Below are 24256 nucleotides of genomic sequence, written 5' to 3' on the forward strand. Positions count from 1 at the left end.
TAAAATTCTATTATGAGTACTTTGTATAAACCTTTTCAACCGACGTTAACCCTAGCCGGTTTAACAAAATTTGGCTTAGCTTTAAATATTTGTGCCTCAAGTCCAGGTTTAAAAAATACGGTTAGCGCGTTTGTTCAAGTTTCAACTCAGCAGGCTACTTTATATCGAGTGTTGCCTGATGGAACTCAAGCTATTTATTTATCAAAAAGCGGCGCGCTTTTTTCTGGGGCGCAAATCAAGGTTTGTGATGTGCCTATGTATATGTATGCTGACGAAGAATATTTTGGGGTGTGGTTTTGCCCCGGTGTACTGAGGCGGTTGTTTAATATCGATTTATCAGAAGTGGCTGGGCAACTGGTACCGGCCGATGATCTGTTAAATAGCGAGTTACAAAGACTTACTTATCAAGTATACGATAAAGCCACTTTTGCAGAGCGTGTTACCTTATTCGAGTCATGGCTAATGACACGATTCCATCAAGTGTTAAACCCGAAATTAGAGCATGCATTGTCTTTGATATTATATTTGCCAGAGCGGCCGTCAACATTCGAAAAGGTTTCAATAATTGCAGAAAAAATTGGTGTTACAAGTCGTCATTTAAATCGCTTGTTCTTACAAAATATCGGGTTAAATACCAAGCAATTTATCAATGTAATTCGAGCCCAGCAGGCTTGTAGAACACTATTCAATCAATCTAAGGCTAAGCATTTAATCGACAATGAGCTTGGTTATTATGATCAAGCTCACTGTATAAATGAGTTTAAAACCTATTTTGGTGCTACACCGATTAACCTAGTTAACCAATATACGGTTTAAATATTGGCCTTGATTAAAATGTCCGATTCTTCCAATCAATTTGTATTTATCTAAATAAAACTAGATGTCTCAATCATTTAAGAGGCAAACAAATGCAGTTTTCAAACAAACAAATATTGGCTATGGCGCGAGGTGGCTTTTTTGGTGAGGGCAACGCTCAACTGCCTTCAGAACAAATGCTAATGATAGATCAGATTAACAATATCTGTTCCGAGGGTGGGGTTTATGATAAAGGTCAACTGGCTGCAAGTTTTAACATTAAACCAGAGCATTGGTTTTTTGATTGTCACTTTGCTGGCGATCCTGTTATGCCGGGCTGTTTGGGGCTAGATGCTTTGTGGCAACTATTAGGCGTATATCTCGGTTGGCTAGGTTTACCTGGTAGAGGACGTGCTTTAGGCGTAAATAAAGTTAAGTTTAGCGGGCAAATTTATCCAGACGCCAAAAAAATTGAATATCGGCTTGATATAAAAAGAGTGATCAAACGACCTTTGCCAGTTGGCATTGCTGATGGCAAAGTATTGTTAAACAATGAAGTGATTTATCAAGCTGATTCACTTAAAGTTGGCCTGATTTAACATATATCGAGTAAATTTTGAAATTATTATTGGCTTGCTTGGGTCAATTTAGAGCCAGTAATATTTCAGTAAAAGGAACTTATTTGTGCTCTTCGAACATACAACCTCTCAAGCATTACTTTCTTTGCTCTCTAACTGTGTAAAAGCATCGAGCGAACCACAGGATATTGCTAATGTGTTAGAAGAGCTAAACAACATCATTCCGTTTGAAAGTGCAATCATTGTTTTAGACACAGAATTAAATTTTGCTTTAAAAGATCAGCAACAAGTTGTGAGTTACAACCTTGATCATGCCTGGCCTGAAATTTATTTTAAACGCCAGTTTTACAATGTAGATCCGATTCTTAAGGCGGTTAACGAAGTGGATCAGGTTGTCAAATGGCAGGATGTGTATAACAACACTCGATTTGACGCTGTTGAATTTAAAAATATGGCCAAGCAGTATGTCGGTGAGAACGGTTTAAGCATATTAAGAAAAAACCAGCAAGGTTCTACACTTATCTCGCTAGTGTTTAGTCATGAAGATATTGAACAATGGCGCGATATTTTAGAGTTTGTAACTCCCCATATTCACGAAATATTTAATCGTGAAGGGCAATATCAACGAAAAACCTTGTGGCAGCCACAGCTTACTGATCGCGAGCTAGACGTGCTTAACTGGGTAAAAGAAGGCAAAAGTAACTGGGATATATCTCAGTTACTCTCTATTTCTGAACGCACGGTTAAATTTCATCTTTCCAATATCTATGAAAAACTCTCGGTTGTTAATCGCTCGCAGTCTATCGCAAAGGCAATTCACTTTGGTCTGATTTCGACTTAAAGCGCTTTTAATGTAAAGGCTAGATTTAATCTACCCGTGCAAGGTGACTTTTGCTGCCATTATTGCTGCTAATTTAGTTGCTAAAGCATCGACAATAGGAGCCAATAAAAATACCGTAGGTAAAGCGATTACAAAAGATAAAGCCCATGTCGAGATAAACTGCATAAATGCTAAATTAAAATTTGAAAACACAAACTCAAGTGCTGCCGACATGACACCTGACATAAAAAACGCCATGAGTATTGCCGCTAAATTAGCTTTATTACTTAGCCATTTCATTGTTAATTCCTTGTTGTATTGTAATTACTAAACGTTGTAAATTTCACAGGCCTTAGGCTCGTCATTGTCGTCCCTACAGGACATAGGTCTATCTCTTATACACAATTTTCAGAAGCGTTCTTTTACCTCAATCGGTTGTAATTTTATCACCGAGGTTTAGGAAAATACCCTCGTCATCCTCGCGCATACGGGGAACCAGCGACTTTTGTTGGATAAATATTGTTAGGTTTAAGTAAAAGACACTGGATACCTGAATTCTCAGGTATGACGGTACGCTTAGAGGCTAGCAGCCAATTTTATCTCTGCATTTAAAACTCACTGAGTAGGTACGTTGTACTTAACTTATTAAACCGCCTGACAATAGCTATCGATACTCAGTACAAACTGGTTTAGTAGATTGTCGAGTTCGCTTTCGATTAACGCAGAAAACTGGCCATCAGCATAAACATTGTAGAAATCTCCTATAGCCAGTTTGCTGATAATATTGGCTCCCCACCAAGGCATTACGTCTGATAAATGATTCAGATTAGTTAATCCACCGCGTTTACCCGGAGAGGTACTTAATAATAAAACAGGCTGGTTTTTAGGAAATACCATTTGCTGTTTGGTCTCCAAACGTGACATCCAATCTATCAGATTTTTAAAAACCGCAGGTGTTGAGCCATTATGTTCAGGGCAGCAAATAACCATAGCATCAGCATTTGCAAATAATTCTCGTGCAACATGCACTGGTTCAGGAAAGCCATGTTGTTTTTCAAATGGCAAACTATAAATAGGCAATGGGTAATCGCGAATATCGGCGAGCTTAGTTTGCACTGAATATCGAGTTGCTATTTTGTTTACGACAATATTAGCAAGAGTACGGTTAATCGATTGGTCATTATTACTGGCGCAAAAAACGGTGATTTTGTTCATGTTTAATTTTCCTCACATTACTATTATTTAAAGGTTATATAGTCTTCTCGCTCAGGCTTTATGGTTCATTGTCAGCGCTTACTCGCCCCAATCACATAGTAGAGCATATGCTCATGGGGTCTCGAAGCTTGACGGCTTCCCCTAAAACCCGATCGCTTTGACTATAGTTCAACGTAAAAAACGCTTAGGTGGACTTGTTCACTGGTAACCAATAAATTGAGATCTGCCCCGCGAACTAAATCACCATCTTGAACAAGCTGATCATTTATCGTCGCTTGGCCGTTAACGACATAGATTAAGCAGTCTCCTTGGCGCTCGATAACCGCTCCTTTGTTAAGTACGCCAACCTCAATAACCGTGTTGCTATCGAATGTTTCGGTTTGCGTTTTATTACCACCGTAAATACGTTGCATTTGATTTAAAGCTGGGTTGTACACTTTGTATTGTGCGGGTAATCCTGCTTGCTCGGGCAATACCCAAATTTGTAGCAAACGCGTTCCGTCTTCGTTAGGGTTTATTTCGTTGTGAGAAAAACCTTCACCCCCAGCACGTTGCACTTGCACCTGCGGTGCTTCTAACGATTGACCGTGTTCAAGTGAGCCTTCATGTGCGAGCTGTCCTTCCAATAACACTGTAACTATGTCTATTTCTTTATGGCTATGCATTTTCGTTTCGCCATATGGTAAGTACTTAGCATCGGCTAGATAAACAAAGTTCCCTAAGCCTTGCCAAACGTGATCAGGAGCGGAAGGGTTAATTCGTTTATCGTAAATTAAACGAGTTTCGCGTAAGCCAGCAAAGCCGCCACGAGGTAAAGAGTCTCTGTGTAAAATTTTCATTGATATTTTCCTTAGTGCTTTTTCAAATTTATCGCGAATAATTGAAGCAACTAGCAGTTCAGCCTTTGCTGAAACGCTAATTATTCGCGGCCTGAGTTATCAACTCTGTGTAACCGTGAGTTTAAATAAATTGTAAAGTGATTAATTTGTTTCACACCTGTCTGAATGGGCAGTACTGAGGGTATAGGCTGCAGAGGGTCAGTTTTACGCAGATTGTTTTAGAAACGTAGATGGCAATTAGTTGAATGTGTATATTTCGGGGAACTGTATAGAAAAACCAGATTTTTTAGCTGATGAATAAATAGGGGAAATCAGCAATGATTACCCCTATTTAACCAATTGTGGCCTGTTCAAGAAAGAACCGTATAGTTGGGTTTATTCGCTCGGCGAGCAGCAATTATTAACACCCTGATGTTAGTATGCTTATTTTGATTACATAAAATGGATTACGCTGAGTAATTACATCTAAATTAAGACTTATCCTGATTTTCAACAAATTCTCGGCGATAATAACCAGGGGTATAGCCTAAATAACGTTTGAAAATTAGGCGTAATGATAACGCTGAAACGTAGCCACACTTTTGCGCTATTTTGTCTATTGAATGCGAAGTTGTCGCTAATAAATGTAAAGCCTTTTTAAGACGCATTTGAATTAACCAAGTGCGTGGACTCACTTGTTGAGTTTGCTTAAAAAATCGCTCAAACGTACTGCGAGTTAAATAGGCTTTTTCCGCAATATCAGCAATACTGATCGGTAAATGTAGGTTTAATTCCGCCCATTTTAGTGCGGCATTAACATGTTCATATTTTCTTTGTTGTTTGTTACGTGTGTTGGTCGTCATGTATAGTTGTTTCCTATGCTTGGCAATATGCAACAGTGGATACGTTATTATTATTCTGTCACTGTTAAGTATTGGATTGTGACTGCCGTATTTAAACGAACATTTATTGATCACAACCTTGATTGTGTGTGCAAGCAAGTTAAAACGCGCTAAGTTGTTTCTAGTCTTTTTTATCATCCGTATAACAAACGAATAATTGTAACTAAATAATGTAGTGCTGGTTATCATGTTATATGATAACTAAGATTGATTTTATACACTGATATTTATATTCACTATTTATTTAGAGGTAATAGCTCTTGAAAAAACGTACCTATTTTAAAATAGGAGAGCTGATTAAAGAGGATATTTTGCAAGCGCGTTATCGGATTGGTGGCCGCCTGCCGTCTGAACGTATTTTAGCTGAGCGATTTAAAGTGACTCGCGCGATAGTGCGCGATGCTATAACTATGCTTGAATTACAAGGTTTAGTTGAAGCGCGTAAGGGCTCAGGAGTTTACGTTATCGCTTTTCCTATGGTAGTTAAGGAGCAAAGCTCTGCTAAGCAATTTCATGCTTTTAGTAAACCATATTCAACTAGTTTGCATGCGGCCGATATTTTTCAAGCCAGACAAGTGGTTGAATGCCAAGTGGCTGAACTGGCGGCAATGAACATGACTAAACCCGATTTAATTAAGGTAAAAAACGTTATAAAACAAGAGTTAACTTGTAAAAGTCATGAATTGGATGATAGCGGGTTTTATATTTCAGTAGCACAGGCCTCGCAAAATACGGTTTTGGTTGATGCCGTTCAGCGCTTACTTTCTTTATATCAATCTTCCCGCCAATGGCCGGCCATGCGCGCCAAACTATTCGATGAAAAGGCAAGGTTGAGTTGGATTGCCGAACACCAAGCCATTTACAGTGCATTACAATGTAAACAACCAAGCTTAGCTCGCAACGCGATGTGGCAGCATTTACAAAATAGCAAAAGCTTAGCCGAAGGTTTGTAAATTCAGTTAGGTTAGGTGGTCAGACAGAAATACCAGCTAAATAGCGGCTTATTGAACCCAAACGAAGCCATAAACCTAAGCGAGAAGACGATACAATTGTTTATCGTTTGCTTGGTAAATGGTAAGATAACCTTAATAAGTAGCCATTCACGTTCGATTAGGAGTTTTCAAATTGGCATTTAAAGTTATCACCACAGATCGCCTTTATATAAAAGTGGCAGACCAATTACGACAACTTATCGAAGATGGTACGTTTAAAACTGGGGATAGATTTCCTGCCGAGCGCACCTTAGCAGAGAAATTGGGAGTCAGCCGTCCGACAATTCGCGAAGCCATGGTTGCGTTGGAATTAGCGGGTCTTATAGAAATTCGTACAGGTTCTGGTATTTATGTTGCCGATACCCCAGTCGAAGAGCAAACCGAGCTATCGCAAGATGGCATTGGCCCGTTTGAAATATTGGAAATGCGCTATGTGCTTGAATCGGAAATTTGTGCCTTAGCTGCTAGACGTATCACAGATGACCAATTGCAAGAATTAGAAGATATATTGCAGGAAATGGAAGGGGCGTTAAGTGATGGTAAAGCCTGTGAAGAGGCCGACAATAAGTTCCATTTAATTATTGCTCAAGCTAGCCAGAATACGGCTATGTATGAGTCGGTTAAATGGCTTTGGAATTTACGTAATCGAGAGTACAAAAACACTGCGTTTTTTGAAAAAATTCGTGATGAAGGTATTCTTCCATCCATTGAAGAGCATCGTAAAATTCTGTCGGCATTAAAAAACCGCGACGGTGAACGTGCCCGCTTAGCCATGAAGAATCATATTGATAGCGCGACCGAAAATGCTGCCAAGCACTTTGATCACGAATAAATATTAATATAGCAAATGAATGTAAAAAGCCCGCTGCAATAGCGGGCTTTTTTTGTAGGTCGAAGGCCTACTTATGAAGCCTCGACAAAAGCTACAAAACTAAGGCAATGTAACCTCTGGAAACTAAGTCTGTGCCTAGAACGCTGCTGATGTCGAAATAAATTTCGACCTACTCAACCAAGCAAAACTTAATTGATTAATAAGCTTTAACCTTGATGTAAGGACAACTGTTGTTTGACTCAATTAATAAGGTTGTGCCACTAAGCGCTTGGCTTGAAACATAATTACTATTAATTGCCAAACTACCTGAACCATCCACCGATGTCACTGTGCCACGGAAGTTACACGAAGTATTTTCATCGCTGTCCCAAAATTGATTGTTTTCGCCGCTTAAGTCACGATCAAATCTGATACAAGTCCCAGCTGCTAGAGTGACTTCCGTTTTCGTGCTCCAAGGTATATCTATAATTTGGCTACAGCCGCCGACAACCACTTCACAACCATTGCTATCAACAGTTGAGCCGGCTGGCGTATTCGGACATTGATCAACGTTATCTAATACGCCGTCATTGTCGCTATCACCAATCACTTGACAACCATTGCTATCAACAGTTGCACCGGCTGGCGTGTTTGGACATTGATCAACATTATCTAATACGCCGTCATTGTCACTGTCGCCAATCACTTCACAGCCATAGCTATCAACAGTTGCACCGGCTGGTGTATTTGGACATTGATCAACGTTATCCAACACGCCGTCATTGTCTGTATCGTAAGTGGATGTCGAACTGGTTGTTACACCTGAATTGGGAATATTGGCGTAAACTTCTTCGGCTATTTGTTGAGTCCAAGTGGCGACTGGGCCAGAGTTATCTTCTAAATGCTTATAGCCAGTGCCATCCCAACCGAGGTAGTAAGTGACGTTTGGTGTATCAAACAATCCCCAAGTGTTGATTGCAGCGCCAGATGATAAGGCTTTTTTAAAGGTGTTATTGGTAAGCTGATTGTTTGGTCCTGTTGGCCCCGACCAGTTAGTTGCATGGTCGCCTGATGCCCACCAGAAGGGTTGCCAAGTGCCTGTTCCCGGTGCGCCACTGCTCCAGCTTTGATGTTCATAAGGGACTAACACCGTGTTATTGCGAATAATGTTATTACGCTCCCAGCCACCGTGTAAGTTGATATCGCAATTTAATGTATTGTTTTCGACAAGGTTGCCCGTGGCTGACCACTGCAATGTGATGTGTCGTACGTTTTGAATATCATTACCTGTAATCCAGCTATCATATAGTTTCGAACCACGTATATAGCCATTGCCACCAGCCCCTTTGTTCCAAGAGCCGTTAAAGGTATTGTTGGAAATCGTCATGTTTTTAGCAAATTCAGTAACAATTGGATGAGAACCAATCATTTCCATTGCGACATTATCTACCCAACCATTGTAGGCCCATTTAAATAATATGCCGTGAATGGCATCTTGTGGGCATAAGTTTTCATAGCGAAAAGTGACACCATTAGGGTTAGAGGCAGCATCGTACACTCCCGTATTATAGGGCGCACAATCTGTATTGGATTTGTCCATGGTTAAGTAAAAGTCTTGAAAACCGGCCTGTTCAATGGCAGTGACTGGCATAACCCGACTTTTATAACCACTGTCGTTGGTTAAAGCGATGTCAAATTCAAGAGGCTGATCTAAAGTCACTTGATCATTGCTATTGTTTACCGCAGTGACTTTAAATATTTGAGTACGCATGTGACCTGTTGTGACGTGACTCTTGTTACGTTTGCTACTTGGTACTTGGCCTAAATCTAAAAAAGCGGTGTCATTAGCGGCACCAACATAGATTAAATCACCTACTGAGAAGTGGCTTGCGCCGTTGTTTTCAAGCTTCAAAACGGTATCGCCAATGGCTGCACTTTGATCAAATTCAATGGCATGCTTCCAGTGAAAGTTAATACTGCCTTCGTAGGCTTGTTCATTTGGGTGTTTTAAGCGCGTTTCAACACGAAAAGCGGCAAAACCTGGCCAGTATTTTTTATCAAAATCAGGTGCACCATCGCTCGCTGTGCCATAAGGCTGCCAAGAGTTGATTACAATGTTTGTGCCGCTTGTAGGGGAGTTACCCATACCTTTGATAATTATGCCTGAGCGATCAATATGAACTTCTTGAGCAATATTAATTTCCCCTGCTGGAAGTTGAATGGTGATCAAGTTGTCAGGACTATTGTTAAGGTTTATTTCGTTATCGATGATAGATTGAATAGCCGCAGCGTCATCTTGCCCATCATTGGCAATAACACCGTAATCGACAGCATTAATAACACTATTGCTGGTGGTTGGTAATGCTGATCCATTATTAAAGCCAGCTGTGGCATAGGCTGAGCTTACGGTCGCCATACAGAGCATAGCTAAAGGCGCAACTGTATACCTTGTCTTCATTTTTATCGTGTTGTTCATAGTGTGAGTACCTAATACATTTAATTTATAGTGAACTATCATCAACCTCTTACTTGTTTAATTGGTAAGGCCATATGATAGTGATATAAGTATTGGTGATCTTTTACACTTAGGCAATGTATGTAACTAAAAATTAACAAATAATATCGCTATATGTTATTACCTTGTGTTTTTTAGTTTTTTGTAAGGGGGGTAATTTGCTTTGGTAAATAAGGTTTGCTGTAGGTTAAGGCTGGATTTTATACAGCGCTCTTGCTTTTTCAGGCTTAAAATAATCGTTTTCAAAAATAAAATTTTTGTGGGCGAGTATTTATGCTTGCAGAGCCTGCAAACCTTTATGTCGAAAAAGCAAAGCTAGTGCTGATTCCAGAAAGAAATGATCAGTTGAATCCCTTGTAGGTTGGCCTTCAGGCCAATATTTAAACCCTTGTAACTCGCGTACCCATCGGCCTAAAGACCGGCCTACACTGAACAACCTCAATTAATCAAAATTAAATTGAAAAAGTACTAGCAAAAGAAAAGTAGGGACTTTTAAGCCAAGTCTCGTCATAACAGCTTTAGTATGTTTTAACTTATCGCGAGAAGCTCGCTGCTTGAGATGTTGAATGGTTAGCTTTAAATAAAAAAGCGGTACTAACTGAGTTAATACCGCTTGCATATAGACAAGGGAGTTAATGAAGTTATGCGAGCTTAGAAGAAGTTATATTTAAGCCCAACTGTAAATACTTTACCTGCGTACTTGGTTGTACGTGGCATCCAGTCATTGGCTTGATATTCCTCATATAAGCTCTCAGTTAAGTTGTATGCTTTAAAGCTGATTTCTGCATCTTTGGTTATCTTGTAGTAAGCAGAGGCGTCTAAACGTCCCGCGGCTGCTACACTTCTATCACCTGAACCATTAGCCGTTCCTGTTGTTCTTAGGTCATAGGCTGTACGATAGTTATAAGCTAAACGCACACCAAAGCTTTCTTGCTCGTAATAAACGATAGCGTTGTACGTATCATCTGAAATACCAGGAATACGGCTTTCGTCATCATCATCTTGGCTAGTTTTCGAGTAGTTAAGAACACCGCCTAAGCCATTGAATGGGTAAGGTAAAAAGTCCAGATTTTGCTGGATTGAAAGTTCAAAGCCGCTAACTGATATTGTCTCAGCTAAGTTGACTAAACCAGACATGCGAACTTCATCACCAGCGCTTAATAAGCTTGGGTCTGACAAATTATGATTACCATCAGTAATACACGTGCCGTCAGCTTGCTCAGATAATTTACCTAAATTAACCCCAGTACCTTCTAGTGCGCTTGAATCACAAATACCCACACTATCAAATAAATTGCTAATTTCTTTTTGGAAATACGCTAACGTAATTGCACTGCCTTCTCGGTTATACCATTCAAGCGACAAATCGTACGAATCAGCTTCGAAAGGTTTTATTCCTGTACCTGGTAAGTCAACGGTAGCTAAACCTGGAATATACTTAAACTTGGCTGTTGGCGATGCAGAACGCAGATCAGGACGCGCTAAGTTTTTGTTATAAGCAAATCGCATGATCAGCTTTTCATCTTCATCTAAATTTGCCGATAAATTCACACTGGGTAAAAAGTGGTTATAGTCATCAGTGTATACACCAACTGGCAAGTTATTAATATCGCCTTGCCCCGCTAATGGCGCTTTAGCTTCAGTTTCTGATTGAATATAGCGACCTCCAACATTACCGCGTAAGTAAGTCGGACCAAATAATTCAGCTTCAAAGTTAGCCATACCGTATAAAGCATGAGTTTTAAGCCCTGAGCTATACACGAAACCATCAGCTTGACGGCCACCACGTTTAATGTACCCAGTTGGTGTAAATTCAGCGACTTCGCCATCAGATGAAGGAGCGATGTCGTTAATATTGATACTGCCAATTAATGCTGCACTCATGCTATCAAAATCAAATGAACGCCAACCTTGTGCTGCAGTAACAAAACCATCTGCTTTACCATCAAAGAAATGTTGCTCCGACACATAAGAAGGATCGGTGATTTTGCTACTGGTCATGATTCCAGTGGGATCAATACCAATAGAGGAGCCTTTAGCATAAGTTGAATCTTGGAAAGAATCGGCAAAGCGGTAACCAAATTTAATACTGCTAATTAAACCATCGTCAAAGTCACGCTTAGCGTTAAAACTAAATGAATCTTTTGAATGCTCAATTTGCTCAAAATTACCGGTTATCAACATATACAGTTTGTTAGCAGATTCAGCTGATGAAAACACGGTGGCAGTATTGGCAACGGCCATTTTAGGACTCCAAACAGCGTTGTCAAAATCCATCGCGTTTTCAGTGCCTGTCATATTGAAATAAAATGCGCCAATATCACCTTCACCTGTGTAAACCGAGCCATCGACTCCTGTTTCTACTTTATCAATACGGTTTGATAATAGAACTTCGGTACGGCGGTTAGTGGCGTCAGATAAGGTTAAATTCCCATCAAATGTCCATTGTTCGCCTTCCCATTTTGCGTCAAACATAAAGGCTTGGGCATCTTGTAATTGTTCATCTTTACGGTTGTCGTAGTAATAGCCGGCATCACTAAAGTCGATGCCAGATAATACGTATATCGATTGACCGTCTTTACCTTTTGTACCAGTATCTCGTGGCCCGAACTGTGCAACAGGCGTAATACCTGAAGTACCTTTGTCTAAACGCACCTCCAATTGCTCTAAGCGCGAATCATCTAAGTTACGCTCTGTAATAATAGTGGTGGCACCTAAGGTTAAATTATCATTCGGTTTATATTCGATACCGCCTGAGAAAGAGAAACGGTCACCGCCTGTCACTTCACTTTGTTGGCGATATTCTCCAGGGAATTGCACGATAGCATCGTCAGCAAGGTTGTTTGCCGCTTTCCACTCAGCAAAGGTTTGGTTGCCATTCTCGAACCATGAATCTTTCATAGTTTCGTAAGCATTGATTTTAATTACGTCTTGGCGGAAAGTTTGCTTGGAATAGGCTAACGTACCAGAAACGGCTAATTCACCCTCAATTAATTGTTTTGACGCGGCGATAGATACTTGAGGATCCATTGAGTCCGCTAGCTCCTCGTAACGCGTACCAATTTGCATACGTAATGAATCTTTGCGTTGTAACGGGCTTTTAACTTTTTTATTGACTGTTCCAGCTATACCACCTTCTACCATATCAGCAGTTAATGATTTTTGTACGCTAATGCCGTTGAATACTGAAGGGTTATATGCGCCAAATGGGTTTCCTGGGCCATAGGGTGAGGTGCCACGAGTTGGTGTAGCCATGGCTTGCCCATTTGCGGTAGTGGCAACAAAACCTGAAGGTAAACCACGTAAGTTAATACTTGATTCGCGGCGAGTGCCTTCACGGTTTAATTGTACACCTGGTACCGCCTGTAAAGCTTCACCCATGTCTAAAGCGGGTAAAGAACCTATGTCGTCTGCTGAAATACCGTCTACAATAGTAGGTGACATTTTTTTCTCGTTTATGGCTGACTCTAAGTTGCCTCTAAAACTACTAACGATTTCGATTACTTCGACTTCGTCATCTGAACTTTGCTCATTGGCATAGGCGCTGGTGCAGGCTAATGCAATACAAGCACTGATAGTTGTTTTTTTAAATAGTGCAATGTGTGTGTTTGGTTGCTTAATGGTCATTCTATGTCCCCATGAAATTACGATATGTGTACAACTTCGATTTAAAGATTAGCATCAAGTTAGATGATGATAAAGTGGCCTGTCCAATATTTTTTAAATAAAAGTTAATTTTCGTCAGTTTTGTTACAATGGTGAAACAAGTTTTCATGTCTTGATAATTGGTGGATTTGATGAAAATTGATTTAAAATCAGTTTGTTATGATTTTGTTGGTTGGTTTTTTAATCAGTAAGGCCAGTTGATAGATTTTTTGGATCTAAATTTAGTGCTGTTAGTATATTTTTGACTTAAAAGGTGAAATGGTAAATTTATCTATTGCTGTGATGTGCTTATCAGGCCAATTTGTGGAGGTAATGAGAATACATTAGAACGCGATTCAATCTAGGCTGGTCATTGCACATTCATTGTGGGTATTTAGCTGGGGGCTGTGTCTTTTGTGTAGGCGAGCATTTATGCCAATGTCGTTAACTTAAGCCAACGTAGGTTGGCGCTGAGCTTGCGAAGCCCAACACAAGCTTTATTTTTTGTTGGGCTTCATTCTTCAGCCCAACCTACCAAAAATCGTTAACTTAATGGCATTGGCATTTATGCTTGCAGAGTCTTAAAATTTTGCATTTTTTAAATTAAAACCTGATCGCTTTGGCTATAGATTATTGCGCAACCTTAAAAACTTTGCGAGTGGATAAATTTAATGCCTGATCTAAATGGGCAAAATACTGATTAAATAAGCGATCAAATTGACCTGTGTGCTCTAGGGTATCTAAGCCTCGTGTTATATCGACAGCTAATTGCGGCTTGGAAGGCGTAACATAAAAGTATACGGGTAGGTCAAGTTGTAACAGTATGGTTTTTTCAATAGTCAAATTAGGGTATTGCGGTTTACGATAGCGATACTCAGCAATGACTTCGTTAATGCCACGTGGAAAATAGTCAAATCGTTGCTTGCTTAACATAGCAAATAATCCGTCATAGCTAGAAGAAGTGACAAGGTTAAAGCCATGGCGTTTTAAAATGGGAGTAATCGACCAGATATGTCCGGTTCCTAAATTGAGTGCTTTAAGTTGATGTAAATGATTAATTTGATTAAACCTCACTTGCTCTTGTTGATTGATTAAAAAAACACGTTGGCCGAGCAATCCTTTTAGTATGGGTTTATTGATTTGGTTGAGTTGTTGCTGCCAATGTGCTCTATAGGCTGCCCACATAACGTGTAAGCTTCGGCCTTGGGTTAATTGTTTATAGGCGCGGGCCTCGTTAATCGGTTGGCTTAACTCGACTTGGTAGTTTTGATTGAGTTGACTGGCGTTGAGCGCCTTTTGTAAAAGAGTAAATGCATACTCGCCTCGTGCATCATTTGGCGAGTCACTCGGAGAAATTAAAATAACTTTTTCAGCGCAATAGACTGGCCAACTACAGACTAAACAAACGAGCAATATTAAAACCCTTTTGGTTAATCTATTGATAAACATTGATTTTTTATCTAAATAACGCCAAAGCATAAAGCTTAGCCTCGAACTGGTTTAATCTACTCACACTCATTATAGTGTATAATCTTCTCGCTCAGGTCTTATGGTTCATTGTCAGCGCTTACTCTCGACTTGGCTTACATGGATGTAAGTGCTTAGGTTTCGTCTGGAACAGGAAACCTGTGGCTCCTGCGTCGTCCTAATACCTAAATCCACTTTCTTCCATTAAGAGCGGCAGCCCTAATCACATAGTAGAGCATATGCTCATGGGGTCTCGAAGCTTGCCTGCATGGATGCAGGTAAGGGGCGAGAGCAGGACGCGGTAGCTTTGACGGCTTTGCTTACATGGATGTAAGTACTTAGGTTTTGTCTGGAACTAGAAACCTGCCCCTAAAACCTGATCGCTTTGACTATATATTAGTGTAATTATATTGGTAAGGCCACTTGACTATACTATTTCTATGCTTATACTGTGATTATTGCATACACAAATGATAGCTCAAATTCGTTAAAATTTAGTTATCGTATAACTTGATAGGTATAACAGTGAGATTAGGTGAGCCGTTGTTGGCGCAGTTCAAGCTAAATACGCATGCGCAATTGATTGATTATCCAAAATATCAGCGTCAGGACTTACAAATAGGGATTGTCCACCTAGGTTTAGGTGCATTTCATCGTTCTCATCAAGCGGTCTTTACCGACCTTGCGTTAAATAAAACTCAAGATACCCGCTGGGGAATTTGTGGCGTTGCTTTTAGAAATGAAGCATTAAAAAGCGCACTTAATGAACAACAAGGTTTATATACCAATGTTATTTGTGGTACCGAGCAACATTTCCAAGTGATTGGCTCGATTAAACATGCGTTAGTGGCGTCCAGCCAAATTGACCAAGTGTTGGCGACCATTGCTTTACCTAGCGTAAAAATGGTTTCACTGACGGTTACTGAAAAAGGCTATTGCCTGAACGAATTAGGCCAATTGAATCAAGAAATTGCCGATGTCCAGCACGACATTGCCCACATTGAGCAGCCAAAAACCGCGGTCGGTATTTTAGTGGCCGGTTTTAAACAACGCTTTGATAATCAACAACCGGCTTTTAATGTATTGGCCTGTGATAATTTGCCTGATAACGGCGATAAATTAAAGTCAGCTGTGATTGCTATGGCCAATCATATCAATCCTGCTTTAGCGAGTTGGATTGAAAGTCAGGCATTATTCCCTAATACCATGGTGGACTGCATTACCCCTAAAACAGAAAGCGAAACATTAAATGCTGTGGAAGCTAACTTAGGGTTTAGTGATTTAGTGCCCGTGCAAAGAGAACCTTTTGCGCAATGGGTAATAGAAGATTTAGACGGCTTTGAGCGCCCTGCGTGGGAACAAGCCGGTGTATTGTTTACCAATGATGTAGCCGGTTTTGAACGCGCTAAGTTACGCATCTTAAATGGTACCCATTCAGCGCTGGCGTATATTGGCACCTTGCTGGGCTATGAAACAGTATACGACGCGATAAGCAATGATAAAGTTCGCAGCTTTATCGCTAGCCTATTAACTTACGAAATTATCCCGAGTATAGATGCGCCAACTGGACTTGATTTAGCAAGCTATGCTGACGATATATTAAGTCGCTACCAAAACCCTGCTATTCGTCATTTATTGCTGCAAATTGCGGCAGACGGTTCGTTGAAAATTCCTGTACGCACCTTAGCCCCAATTGAAGAAAACATTAAAGCGGGACGTTCTATCGAGCAGTTAAGTATGGTGGTTGCTGCTTGGATCCGCTTTGTCGTTGCTCGCACAAAACAGGGTGATGAAATAGCAGATCCTAAAGCACAGGCTTTAGTTTTGGCAGTTAATCGTTTTAATGGTGATGTCGCTCAAGATATTAAAGCGTTTTTATCCATTGACGGTGTGGTGTGTCAGTCATTACTGGAAAACTCAATTTTCATTGATTCAGTTGTGTCTGCTTATCACAGGTTGGATGATTTATTAGCTAGATTAGCGGCTCGCTAAATGGATTTGTCGCTGGGCTTTTATTTAATGAAAGCACATTTAAAAAACTAGATGCTGTCGCAGAGTAACGTTAAAGCAACAGCCAATACGTAATAGAAAAAATAAAAGGTTTATCATGCTTGATGCAAATAAGATGTTCTCTTTACAAGGTAAAACAGCCTTAGTCACTGGTAGTAGTCGAGGCTTAGGTCAAGCACTGGCTTTAGGTTTGGCTAACGCCGGTGCCAAGGTAGTTTGTAGCAGCTCTCGCATGGGCGGCTGTGATGATACGGTGCAAAAAATTACTGAAATGGGTGGCGAAGCGATCCAGATTGCAGCTGATTTAAACGACAGTGAGTCGGTTAGCGCACTTGCCCAATCTGCTCTTGAATGGCAAGGCAGTATTGATGTGTTAATTAATAACGGCGGCACTATTGCTCGCTATCCGGCTGTAGACTTTCCTGAAGACGAATGGCTAAAAGTCATTAATATCAATTTAAACAATGCATTTTTGTTAAGCCGCTTAATTGGCAAAAAAATGATTGAGCAAGGCAGTGGTAAAATCGTCAATATCGCCTCTATGTTGTCTTACTCAGGCGGTATTACTGTACCTGCTTACACAGCCAGTAAACACGGTATTGCCGGTGTAACCAAAGCATTAGCCAACGAGTGGGCCGCTAACAATATTCAAGTTAATGCTATTGCGCCAGGTTATTTTAGAACGGATAACACACAAGCATTACAAGACAATCCTGAGCGTAATCGCGACATTCAAAATCGTATACCCGCTGGTCAATGGGGTGAGCCAGAGCAATTGGTTGGGGCTGCGGTATTTTTATCGTCTGCTGCAAGTGACTATGTCAATGGCCACATATTGGCTGTTGATGGCGGTTGGTTAGCTCGCTAAATATTGAGGAAAGAAAAATGACAGTTAATTGTACTACGCGCTACGCCATTGGCCGCAATGAAGTTAAAACCTTTGTAACCGAACAGTTACGTGACGAGTTTTTGTGCCAAGACTTTATGACGCAAGATCAGATCACTTTAATCTATACTCACTATGACAGATACATTGTCGGTGGTGTGGTGCCGGTTGATGAGGCGTTAAGCTTAACCGCTATCGATGAAACAAAGTCTGAACACTTTTTAGACCGTCGTGAGTTAGGCGTAGTTAATGTGGGTGGTTTAGGCACTGTTACTATTGACGGTACTGAATATCAGTTGGCAGCTAAAGAGGCCTTATATGTTGGTCAAGGTAATAAAGAGGTTGTGTTTAGCAGTGTTGACAAGGCTAACCCTGCTCACTTTTATATAAACTCGTCACCCGCTCATAAAGCATTTCCGATTAAAAAGGTTGGTTTGCAGGATGCTAATATTTTAGAACTGGGTAGTTTAGAAACGTCTAATCAGCGCCGTATTCACCAGCTTATTGTCAATGGTGTGGTTGATACCTGTCAGTTACAAATGGGGATCACTTGCCTACAACCGGGTAGCGTTTGGAATACGATGCCTGCGCATCAACATGATCGCCGAATGGAAGCTTATTTTTATTTTGATTTACCTGAGAATCAAGCCGTTTGTCATTTTATGGGCGAACCACAGGAAACGCGTCATATTTGGGTTGCCAATGAGCAAGCTGTCGTATCACCGCCTTGGTCTATCCATTCGGGGTGTGGTACGTCTAACTACTCATTTGTATGGGGTATGGCAGGTGAAAACTTGGCCTATGATGATATGGATGTTCATCAAGCAAGCGATTTACGATAACAGTTTGTGTGTGCGAAGGCAGTGGAGGATGGATTTATCTCTCTGCCTTCTTTTTAAAACGAGGCATTAAAAATGCGGTGGATTAAAACGAGTTTTCTCATCGGTTTAACATGGTTAATCGTTGGCTGTATGGATGGTGGCGATAAGGTTGTGTTACGCATGGGACACACCTTAGATACAGAGCATAGTGTACATAAAGCTATGGTGCACATGGCGCAGCGCTTGGCTCATTACTCTAATGGCACAATGGAAATTATAATCTATCCGAGTGCTCAGTTAGGTAACGAACGCGAAATGGTCGAATTACTGCAAATTGGTAGTTTAGCCATGGCTAAAGTGTCGGCTGCGACGATTGAGGGCTTCGTACCTGAGATGAAGGTATTTAGTCTGCCGTATATTTTTCAAAGTCGTGATCATCGTTGGTCGGTATTAAATAGCGATATCGGCAAAAGCCTGTTGTATGAGGCGCAAAAAGCGCATTTGGTAGGACTCGGTTTTTATGATGCAGGCAGTCGTAGTTTTTATATGACTGACACTAAAGTTGAGACGCCTAAAGATTTAATTAGTAAAAAAATCCGCGTGATGGAAAGCCAAACAGCGGTGCGTATGGTTGAAGCCTTTGGCGGTGCAGCAACGCCAATTTCATTTGGTGAGTTATATGCAGCGTTGCAGCAAGGCGTGGTAGACGGTGCCGAAAACAATCCCCCTTCGTTTTATTTGTCGCGCCACTACGAAATCAGTCAATATTATATTTTAAACGAACATACCTCTGTTCCCGATGTTGTCATGGGCAGTAAGCATATTTATGACAATTTAACTGCCCAGCAAAAACAATGGCTTGAATTAGCCATGGCTGACTCCGTTGAATTACAAAAAGAGCTATGGCGAGCAGGCGAGCTAGAAGCCCTGGCCGAAGTGAAAAAAGCTGGGGTTGAGGTGATTTATCCTGATAAAGCCCCTTTTGTTAATGCGGTAAAAGATTTTCATGCATCCTTTAAAGGGACGCGTATTGGCAATTACTTAGAGCGTATTGCAGCTATGTATAGGGGGGATAATGGGTAATTTAGACTCAGTGGTATTTCATATCGAGGCTTTACTGAAAAAGTTACTGGTTGCGCTTATGGCGATTATTGTTGTTGGGGTAACTTGGCAAGTGTTTAGTCGTTATGTATTGCAGTCGCCTAGCTCAACAACCGAAGAAGCAGCGCGTTTTGTTCTTATTTGGATCAGCTTGTTTGGTGCGGCTTATGCTTATCAATTGGGATCTCATTTAGGTTTGGATGTTGTGGTAAACAAACTGTCTGAGCGCGGTAAGTTGTTGGCGGCAACCTTGTCTCATAGCTTGGTTGTTGGCTTTGCTATTTTTGTAATGGTGTACGGCGGAATATCTTTGGTCGATTTAACCATGACACCAGTACAAACCTCGGCAGCGCTTGGCTTGAAAATGGGTTACGTTTATTTTGCTGTCCCTATCGCCGGTGCCATTATTGCTTTATTTGGTATTAATAAAGTTCGCCACCTCATTACTCAAATTAAATCCTTGTAGGTTCATCATGGAATATTCAGGCATTGTATTAGTTGTCACTTTCTTTGCGTTATTGCTATTGAACGTGCCGATCTCCTTTAGCATAGGTATTGCCACTGCGGTTACCATGCTGTTCAGTATCGATTTTGCGCCAGCCGTGACTACCGTTTCTCAGCGTTTGGCTGGTGGGGTCAACAGCTTTGTATTATTGGCTATCCCATTTTTTGTGCTTTCAGGTTTGATCATGGGACGCGGCGGAATAGCCAAGCGGTTAATCGAATGTGCCATGGCATTGATTGGTATGTTACCTGGTGGTTTAGCGCTAGTTAACGTGCTGTCTTGTACTATGTTTGGTGCTATTTCCGGTTCAGCCGTGGCGGCCACGAGTGCGATTGGTAGCTTTATGATCCCGCAAATGGAACAAAAAGGTTACGACAAAAACTTTGCTACTGCGGTGACCAGTGCAGCGGCAACAACCGGTATGTTGATACCACCGAGCAATATTTTAATTATTTACGCCATCGCTAGTGGCGGGGTGTCAATTGCGGCGTTATTTGTGGCGGGTTATTTACCGGGTATTTTGGTGGCATTAGCACTGATGATTGTTTGTGCTGGTTATTCAAAACTGCATGGTTACCCAACGGGTGATCGTTTACCTTTCAGTATTGTTATTGAAAAAGTGGTTGCGGCCCTACCCAGCTTATTGCTTATTTTTATTGTCATCGGCGGCATTATAGGTGGTGTGTTTACCGCGACTGAAGCGGGCGCCATTGCTGTACTGTATTCTTTAATTTTATCCGTTGGTATTTACAAAGAAGTTAAGATTAGTGAGCTTTCTAGCATTTTACTTAAAGCCGCTGAAACCACAGCCATTGTTATGTTGCTGATTGGCGCGTCGTCGGCTATGTCTTGGATTATGTCCTATGTCAATATTCCACAAGCTATCAGCGAGTTCTTATTAACCCTAAGTGAAAACCCGATTTTAATTCTACTTTTGATTAATTTGTGTTTGATTTTAATTGGCGCCTTTATGGATATGACGCCTGCGGTATTAATTTTCACACCGATCTTTTTACCGGTTGCTGAGCAGCTTGGTATGTCGCCGTTACATTTCGGTATCATGATAGTACTTAACTTGTCGATTGGTTTATGTTCGCCACCAGTTGGTTCCGTATTATTTGTTGGCTGTGCCGTGGCAAAAACCTCAATAGAGAAAATCATTAAGCCGTTATTACCTCTGTATTTTGCCATGTTTTGTGTACTCATGTTGGTAACTTACGTGCCAGCGATTAGTGAGTTTTTACCGGCATTATTCGGTTTAGGTTAAGGATAAGTTAGATGATCTATGTCGTAATGGGAGTAAGTGGTTGCGGAAAATCAACCGTAGGGCAAATGCTAGCTGAACAGCTCAATGTCGCTTTTTATGATGCTGATGATTTTCACCCTAAGGCCAATGTCGCCAAGATGACGGCAGGCATGCCGTTAAACGATGAAGATAGATGGCCTTGGTTGCAAAGTTTGGCTGACAATATGGCGCAGTGGCAACGTGATGGCGGTGCGGTATTAGCTTGCTCAGCGTTAAAGCAGAGCTATCGTGATTTATTGGCGTCAGTTGATAGCCAAGTTGTGCAATTTATCTATTTACAAGGTTCGTTTGCGACTTTGCTTGCTCGCTTAAAAGGGCGTAAAGGTCATTTTATGCAAGCTGACCTTTTGCAATCTCAGTTAGATACGTTGGAAGAACCAGCATCCGCTATTACCGTTTCGATTGATCAACCCGTAGATGAGCTTGTCTCCGATATTTTAAAGGCTTTATAATTTTATGACTTTTTCTCTTCATCAAACGGCTGAAAACGCCCAGATTAACGACACTCAATTATGCGCGTTAATTGACCAATATATTGCTACGCGTTTATCGACAGCAAAACGTGTGTTGCTATTACCGCCAGACTTAACCCGTTTTCATTCTAAAGCAGGATTCATCACTCAGCACTTATATCAACAACTTAAAGACCAATGTGAGATCCAAATTATGCCAGCGCTTGGCACTCATGATCCGATGACCGACAAGGAATTGGATATGATGTTTGGCACAGATATTCCAAAGTCTTGTTTTAAACCGCATTTTTGGCGCAAAGATGTAAAAAAAGTTGGGCAAATCAGCTCAGAGCGTATGTTGGCTTTATCTGAAGGTAAACTTAATTACACCATGGATGTTGGGGTGAATAAGTTGCTATTAGATGAAGATTGGGATGCCATTGTTTCAATAGGGCAAATTGTGCCGCACGAAGTGATTGGCATGGCTAACTATACTAAGAATATTCTCATTGGTGTTGGCGGTGAAGATACTATACATAAGTCTCACTTTTTGGGGGCTGCGTATGGTATGGAGCGTATTATGGGGCGTATTTTAACCCCAGTGCGTCAGGCATTGAATGAAGGGTTTGATCAATATCTAGCTCACTTACCTATTGATTTTATTTTTACAGTATTGGGTAAACATCAGGATGAGTTAGCGCTTAAAGGTGTATTTTGTGGCAATAGTTATGCGACCTACGAGCAAGCCAGTTTATTAAGCCAGCAGCAAAACCTAAATTTATTAGATAAGCCAATTAAAAAAGCCGTGGTGTATCTTGATCCGACAGAATTTAAAACCACTTGGTTAGGCAATAAGTCGATTTATCGTACTCGCATGGCGATTGCCGATGGTGGTGAATTAATTGTGTTGGCACCTGGCTTAAAACGCTTTGGTGAAGACATATCTATTGACGGCTTGATCCGTAAATTTGGTTACCGCACGACGGACGAAACCTTAGCGGCAATTGACAATAATCCTGATTTAAAAGACAACTTGTCTGCGGCGGCTCATTTGATCCACGGCACGAGTGATAATCGTTTTACTGTGACTTATTGTCCAAAAGATGAAGTGAGTCAGCAAGAAATTGAGCAAGTTAACTATCAATATTGCCATTACGATGAGATGGTTCAACGTTACCCAATTGAGTCTTTAAAAAATGGCTGGAATACCCTGCCTGACGGCGAAGAGATTTTCTATGTGAGTAATCCGGCGCTAGGGTTATGGACAACCAAAGAAAACTTTGAAAATCAGTAATTATCAGCCTATTTTAAAGTTTTAAGAGGTTAATTATGAGTTCCACACACATTCATCTCGATATTGTTGGCGGGATTGCCGGCGATATGTTTATTGCCGCTATGCTCGATTGTCAGCCTAGCTTAAAAAAGCCTGTGTTAGAGGCTGTAGCTCAGGTGATCCCTGACAATATTGGGCAGGCGGAGCTTTATGCTGGGATTAACTCAGGGATCAGTGGTTTAAAATTTAAGTTAGCACTTAACAATAACGCTGAAGAAAATGGCCATCATCATACACACGAACACGAACACGAACACGAACATAAGCACGAGCATGGACATAAGCACACACATGACCATACTCATCATGAGCATGAGCATAGCCATTCTGAACGCACAACTTACCGATTTATTTGCCAACTAATCAATCAAAGTCAGTTAGCTGAGTCAGTTAAATTGATTGCGATTGATTTATTAACCATCATAGGTAAAGCCGAAGCCAAGGTGCACAACAAAACCTTAGACGATGTGCATTTTCACGAATTAGCCGATTGGGATTCTGTGATGGATGTGGTCGCGATAGCCGTTATTCTGGCGCAATTAACCAAGGTTAAATGGAGTATTTCTGATCTGCCTTTGGGAAGTGGTTTAGTGAAAACGGCTCATGGTTTGATCCCCGTGCCGGCACCGGCCACGGCCGAGATATTAACGGGTTTTCGTTTTATTGATGATGGCGTAGCAGGTGAACGAATAACCCCAACAGGCGCGGCTATTCTTAGGTATTTAAAGCAACAAAAATGCTTGGTTACGCGTAGTTGCGGCGTATTACAAGCCATAGGTTACGGGCTAGGTACTAAGCAATTTAAAGGCATGCCGAATATTTTACGGGCCACCGCCTTTACCCAAAACACTTCGTTAAGTGAAGAACCCAGCTCTGAATCCATTACCGTGGTCGAGTTTGATATTGACGACATGACAGGTGAAGAGTTGGCGTTAGCAGCAGATAAATTACGTTCTTTTACCGGAGTTGTCGATTTAGTCACTTATGCTAGCAAAGGGAAAAAAAACCGAGCGACAGAATCTTTCCGTTTATTGGTTAAACCACAACAGTTAGATGAAGTCGTTCAGGCTTGTTTTCAGCAAACCTCAACGATTGGCCTGCGTTATCACCAGCAAGCGCGACAATGTTTAGCGCGTACCGCAGGTCATATTGAAAATTTAGCGGTTAAATGGGTAGACAGACCCGAAGGGCAACGCACGGTAAAAGTGGAACATGATGAGCTAGTTAGCTTACCGACACTCGCTGCGCGTCGAGCGGTAAAATACAGTAAAGAGTCAGTTTAAT

Annotated in this window: 21 protein-coding genes; 14 read left to right on the forward strand and 7 right to left on the reverse strand. The window is 41.0% G+C overall.

What is annotated here, in order from left to right; genetic code table 11:
• Positions 1 to 12 precede the first annotated feature (12 nt).
• The 3 genes from C2869_RS06340 to C2869_RS06350 all read left to right on the forward strand — a co-directional run bounded on the left by C2869_RS06340 (position 13) and on the right by C2869_RS06350 (position 2214).
• Positions 13 to 816 (forward strand): helix-turn-helix domain-containing protein, encoded by an 804-nt coding sequence (locus C2869_RS06340; protein WP_108602153.1) that lies wholly within the window; start codon positions 13 to 15, stop codon positions 814 to 816.
• A gap of 92 nt (positions 817 to 908) precedes the next feature.
• Complete coding sequence (fabA, locus tag C2869_RS06345) at positions 909 to 1394, forward strand: bifunctional 3-hydroxydecanoyl-ACP dehydratase/trans-2-decenoyl-ACP isomerase (protein WP_108602154.1); 486 nt, start codon at positions 909 to 911, stop codon at positions 1392 to 1394.
• 85 nt (positions 1395 to 1479) lie between these two features.
• Positions 1480 to 2214 carry a helix-turn-helix transcriptional regulator gene (locus C2869_RS06350; protein WP_108602155.1) on the forward strand — a complete coding sequence of 245 codons (735 nt, stop codon included), beginning with the start codon at positions 1480 to 1482 and terminating at the stop codon, positions 2212 to 2214.
• Between the two features lie 30 nt (positions 2215 to 2244).
• On the opposite strand, the gene C2869_RS06355 is transcribed toward C2869_RS06350, so the two are convergent.
• From C2869_RS06355 to C2869_RS22455, 4 genes are all read right to left on the reverse strand, one after another.
• The gene (locus C2869_RS06355; protein ID WP_108602156.1) at positions 2245 to 2493 is read right to left on the reverse strand and encodes a DUF2798 domain-containing protein; all 249 of its coding nucleotides are present in this window, start codon (positions 2491 to 2493) and stop codon (positions 2245 to 2247) included.
• Between the two features lie 345 nt (positions 2494 to 2838).
• Positions 2839 to 3408: an NADPH-dependent FMN reductase gene (locus C2869_RS06360; protein ID WP_108602157.1), complete on the reverse strand. Its 570-nt coding sequence runs from the start codon at positions 3406 to 3408 to the stop codon at positions 2839 to 2841.
• 161 nt (positions 3409 to 3569) lie between these two features.
• A complete protein-coding gene (locus C2869_RS06365) occupies positions 3570 to 4247 on the reverse strand; it encodes a pirin family protein (RefSeq protein ID WP_108602158.1) in 678 nt (225 codons plus the stop codon).
• Between the two features lie 470 nt (positions 4248 to 4717).
• On the reverse strand, positions 4718 to 5089 hold the full coding sequence (locus C2869_RS22455) for a helix-turn-helix domain-containing protein (protein WP_159084065.1): 372 nt from the start codon (positions 5087 to 5089) through the stop codon (positions 4718 to 4720).
• Between the two features lie 299 nt (positions 5090 to 5388).
• On the opposite strand from C2869_RS22455, the gene C2869_RS06375 reads away from it, so the two are divergent.
• On the forward strand, positions 5389 to 6081 hold the full coding sequence (locus tag C2869_RS06375; protein ID WP_108602160.1) for a GntR family transcriptional regulator: 693 nt from the start codon (positions 5389 to 5391) through the stop codon (positions 6079 to 6081).
• Positions 6082 to 6253: 172 nt separating this feature from the next.
• Positions 6254 to 6952, forward strand: a complete 699-nt coding sequence (locus C2869_RS06380) for a FadR/GntR family transcriptional regulator (RefSeq protein ID WP_108602161.1) — start codon at positions 6254 to 6256, stop codon at positions 6950 to 6952.
• 196 nt (positions 6953 to 7148) lie between these two features.
• On the opposite strand, the gene C2869_RS23125 is transcribed toward C2869_RS06380, so the two are convergent.
• From C2869_RS23125 to C2869_RS06395, 3 genes are all read right to left on the reverse strand, one after another.
• Positions 7149 to 9347: a thrombospondin type 3 repeat-containing protein gene (locus tag C2869_RS23125; RefSeq protein WP_408011891.1), complete on the reverse strand. Its 2199-nt coding sequence runs from the start codon at positions 9345 to 9347 to the stop codon at positions 7149 to 7151.
• Between the two features lie 750 nt (positions 9348 to 10097).
• A complete protein-coding gene (locus C2869_RS06390; protein ID WP_108602162.1) occupies positions 10098 to 13073 on the reverse strand; it encodes a TonB-dependent receptor in 2976 nt (991 codons plus the stop codon).
• A gap of 648 nt (positions 13074 to 13721) precedes the next feature.
• Positions 13722 to 14570 carry a type 2 periplasmic-binding domain-containing protein gene (locus C2869_RS06395; RefSeq protein ID WP_108602163.1) on the reverse strand — a complete coding sequence of 283 codons (849 nt, stop codon included), beginning with the start codon at positions 14568 to 14570 and terminating at the stop codon, positions 13722 to 13724.
• A 513-nt stretch (positions 14571 to 15083) separates the two neighbouring features.
• Between C2869_RS06395 and C2869_RS06400 the strand changes: the two genes are divergently transcribed.
• The 9 genes from C2869_RS06400 to larC all read left to right on the forward strand — a co-directional run bounded on the left by C2869_RS06400 (position 15084) and on the right by larC (position 24255).
• Positions 15084 to 16550, forward strand: a complete 1467-nt coding sequence (locus C2869_RS06400) for a mannitol dehydrogenase family protein (protein ID WP_108602164.1) — start codon at positions 15084 to 15086, stop codon at positions 16548 to 16550.
• Between the two features lie 115 nt (positions 16551 to 16665).
• Positions 16666 to 17436, forward strand: a complete 771-nt coding sequence (gene kduD, locus C2869_RS06405; protein ID WP_108602165.1) for a 2-dehydro-3-deoxy-D-gluconate 5-dehydrogenase KduD — start codon at positions 16666 to 16668, stop codon at positions 17434 to 17436.
• A 17-nt stretch (positions 17437 to 17453) separates the two neighbouring features.
• Positions 17454 to 18296 carry a 5-dehydro-4-deoxy-D-glucuronate isomerase gene (gene kduI / locus C2869_RS06410; RefSeq protein ID WP_108602166.1) on the forward strand — a complete coding sequence of 281 codons (843 nt, stop codon included), beginning with the start codon at positions 17454 to 17456 and terminating at the stop codon, positions 18294 to 18296.
• A gap of 72 nt (positions 18297 to 18368) precedes the next feature.
• Positions 18369 to 19358, forward strand: a complete 990-nt coding sequence (locus C2869_RS06415) for a TRAP transporter substrate-binding protein (RefSeq protein ID WP_108602167.1) — start codon at positions 18369 to 18371, stop codon at positions 19356 to 19358.
• Complete coding sequence (locus tag C2869_RS06420; protein WP_108602168.1) at positions 19351 to 19842, forward strand: TRAP transporter small permease; 492 nt, start codon at positions 19351 to 19353, stop codon at positions 19840 to 19842. The genes C2869_RS06415 and C2869_RS06420 overlap by 8 nt, the downstream gene beginning before the upstream one ends.
• 7 nt (positions 19843 to 19849) lie before the next feature.
• A complete protein-coding gene (locus C2869_RS06425; RefSeq protein WP_108602169.1) occupies positions 19850 to 21148 on the forward strand; it encodes a TRAP transporter large permease in 1299 nt (432 codons plus the stop codon).
• 11 nt (positions 21149 to 21159) lie between these two features.
• Positions 21160 to 21639, forward strand: a complete 480-nt coding sequence (locus C2869_RS06430; protein WP_108602170.1) for a gluconokinase — start codon at positions 21160 to 21162, stop codon at positions 21637 to 21639.
• Positions 21640 to 21643: 4 nt separating this feature from the next.
• Entirely contained in the window at positions 21644 to 22933 is a 1290-nt protein-coding gene (locus C2869_RS06435; protein WP_108602171.1) for a lactate racemase domain-containing protein, read from the forward strand.
• Between the two features lie 35 nt (positions 22934 to 22968).
• On the forward strand, positions 22969 to 24255 hold the full coding sequence (gene larC / locus C2869_RS06440) for a nickel pincer cofactor biosynthesis protein LarC (RefSeq protein ID WP_108602172.1): 1287 nt from the start codon (positions 22969 to 22971) through the stop codon (positions 24253 to 24255).
• The last annotated feature ends 1 nt before the right edge of the window (position 24256 follow it).

Source organism: Saccharobesus litoralis (assembly GCF_003063625.1).
GTDB lineage: Bacteria > Pseudomonadota > Gammaproteobacteria > Enterobacterales > Alteromonadaceae > Saccharobesus > Saccharobesus litoralis.

Bases quoted from the DNA above. Each gene is read 5' to 3' on its own strand.
- C2869_RS06430 (WP_108602170.1), top strand. From the start codon at position 21,160: ATGATCTATGTCGTAATGGGAGTAAGTGGTTGCGGAAAATCAACCGTA.
- C2869_RS23125 (WP_408011891.1), bottom strand. From the start codon at position 9,347: ATGGCGACCGTAAGCTCAGCCTATGCCACAGCTGGCTTTAATAATGGA.
- C2869_RS06365 (WP_108602158.1), bottom strand. From the start codon at position 4,247: ATGAAAATTTTACACAGAGACTCTTTACCTCGTGGCGGCTTTGCTGGC.
- C2869_RS06395 (WP_108602163.1), bottom strand. From the start codon at position 14,570: ATGCTTTGGCGTTATTTAGATAAAAAATCAATGTTTATCAATAGATTA.
- C2869_RS06390 (WP_108602162.1), bottom strand. From the start codon at position 13,073: ATGACCATTAAGCAACCAAACACACACATTGCACTATTTAAAAAAACA.
- C2869_RS06360 (WP_108602157.1), bottom strand. From the start codon at position 3,408: ATGAACAAAATCACCGTTTTTTGCGCCAGTAATAATGACCAATCGATT.
- C2869_RS06340 (WP_108602153.1), top strand. From the start codon at position 13: ATGAGTACTTTGTATAAACCTTTTCAACCGACGTTAACCCTAGCCGGT.
- C2869_RS06415 (WP_108602167.1), top strand. From the start codon at position 18,369: ATGCGGTGGATTAAAACGAGTTTTCTCATCGGTTTAACATGGTTAATC.
- C2869_RS22455 (WP_159084065.1), bottom strand. From the start codon at position 5,089: ATGACGACCAACACACGTAACAAACAACAAAGAAAATATGAACATGTT.
- larC (WP_108602172.1), top strand. From the start codon at position 22,969: ATGAGTTCCACACACATTCATCTCGATATTGTTGGCGGGATTGCCGGC.
- kduD (WP_108602165.1), top strand. From the start codon at position 16,666: ATGCTTGATGCAAATAAGATGTTCTCTTTACAAGGTAAAACAGCCTTA.
- C2869_RS06435 (WP_108602171.1), top strand. From the start codon at position 21,644: ATGACTTTTTCTCTTCATCAAACGGCTGAAAACGCCCAGATTAACGAC.
- C2869_RS06425 (WP_108602169.1), top strand. From the start codon at position 19,850: ATGGAATATTCAGGCATTGTATTAGTTGTCACTTTCTTTGCGTTATTG.
- C2869_RS06355 (WP_108602156.1), bottom strand. From the start codon at position 2,493: ATGAAATGGCTAAGTAATAAAGCTAATTTAGCGGCAATACTCATGGCG.
- kduI (WP_108602166.1), top strand. From the start codon at position 17,454: ATGACAGTTAATTGTACTACGCGCTACGCCATTGGCCGCAATGAAGTT.
- C2869_RS06420 (WP_108602168.1), top strand. From the start codon at position 19,351: ATGGGTAATTTAGACTCAGTGGTATTTCATATCGAGGCTTTACTGAAA.
- fabA (WP_108602154.1), top strand. From the start codon at position 909: ATGCAGTTTTCAAACAAACAAATATTGGCTATGGCGCGAGGTGGCTTT.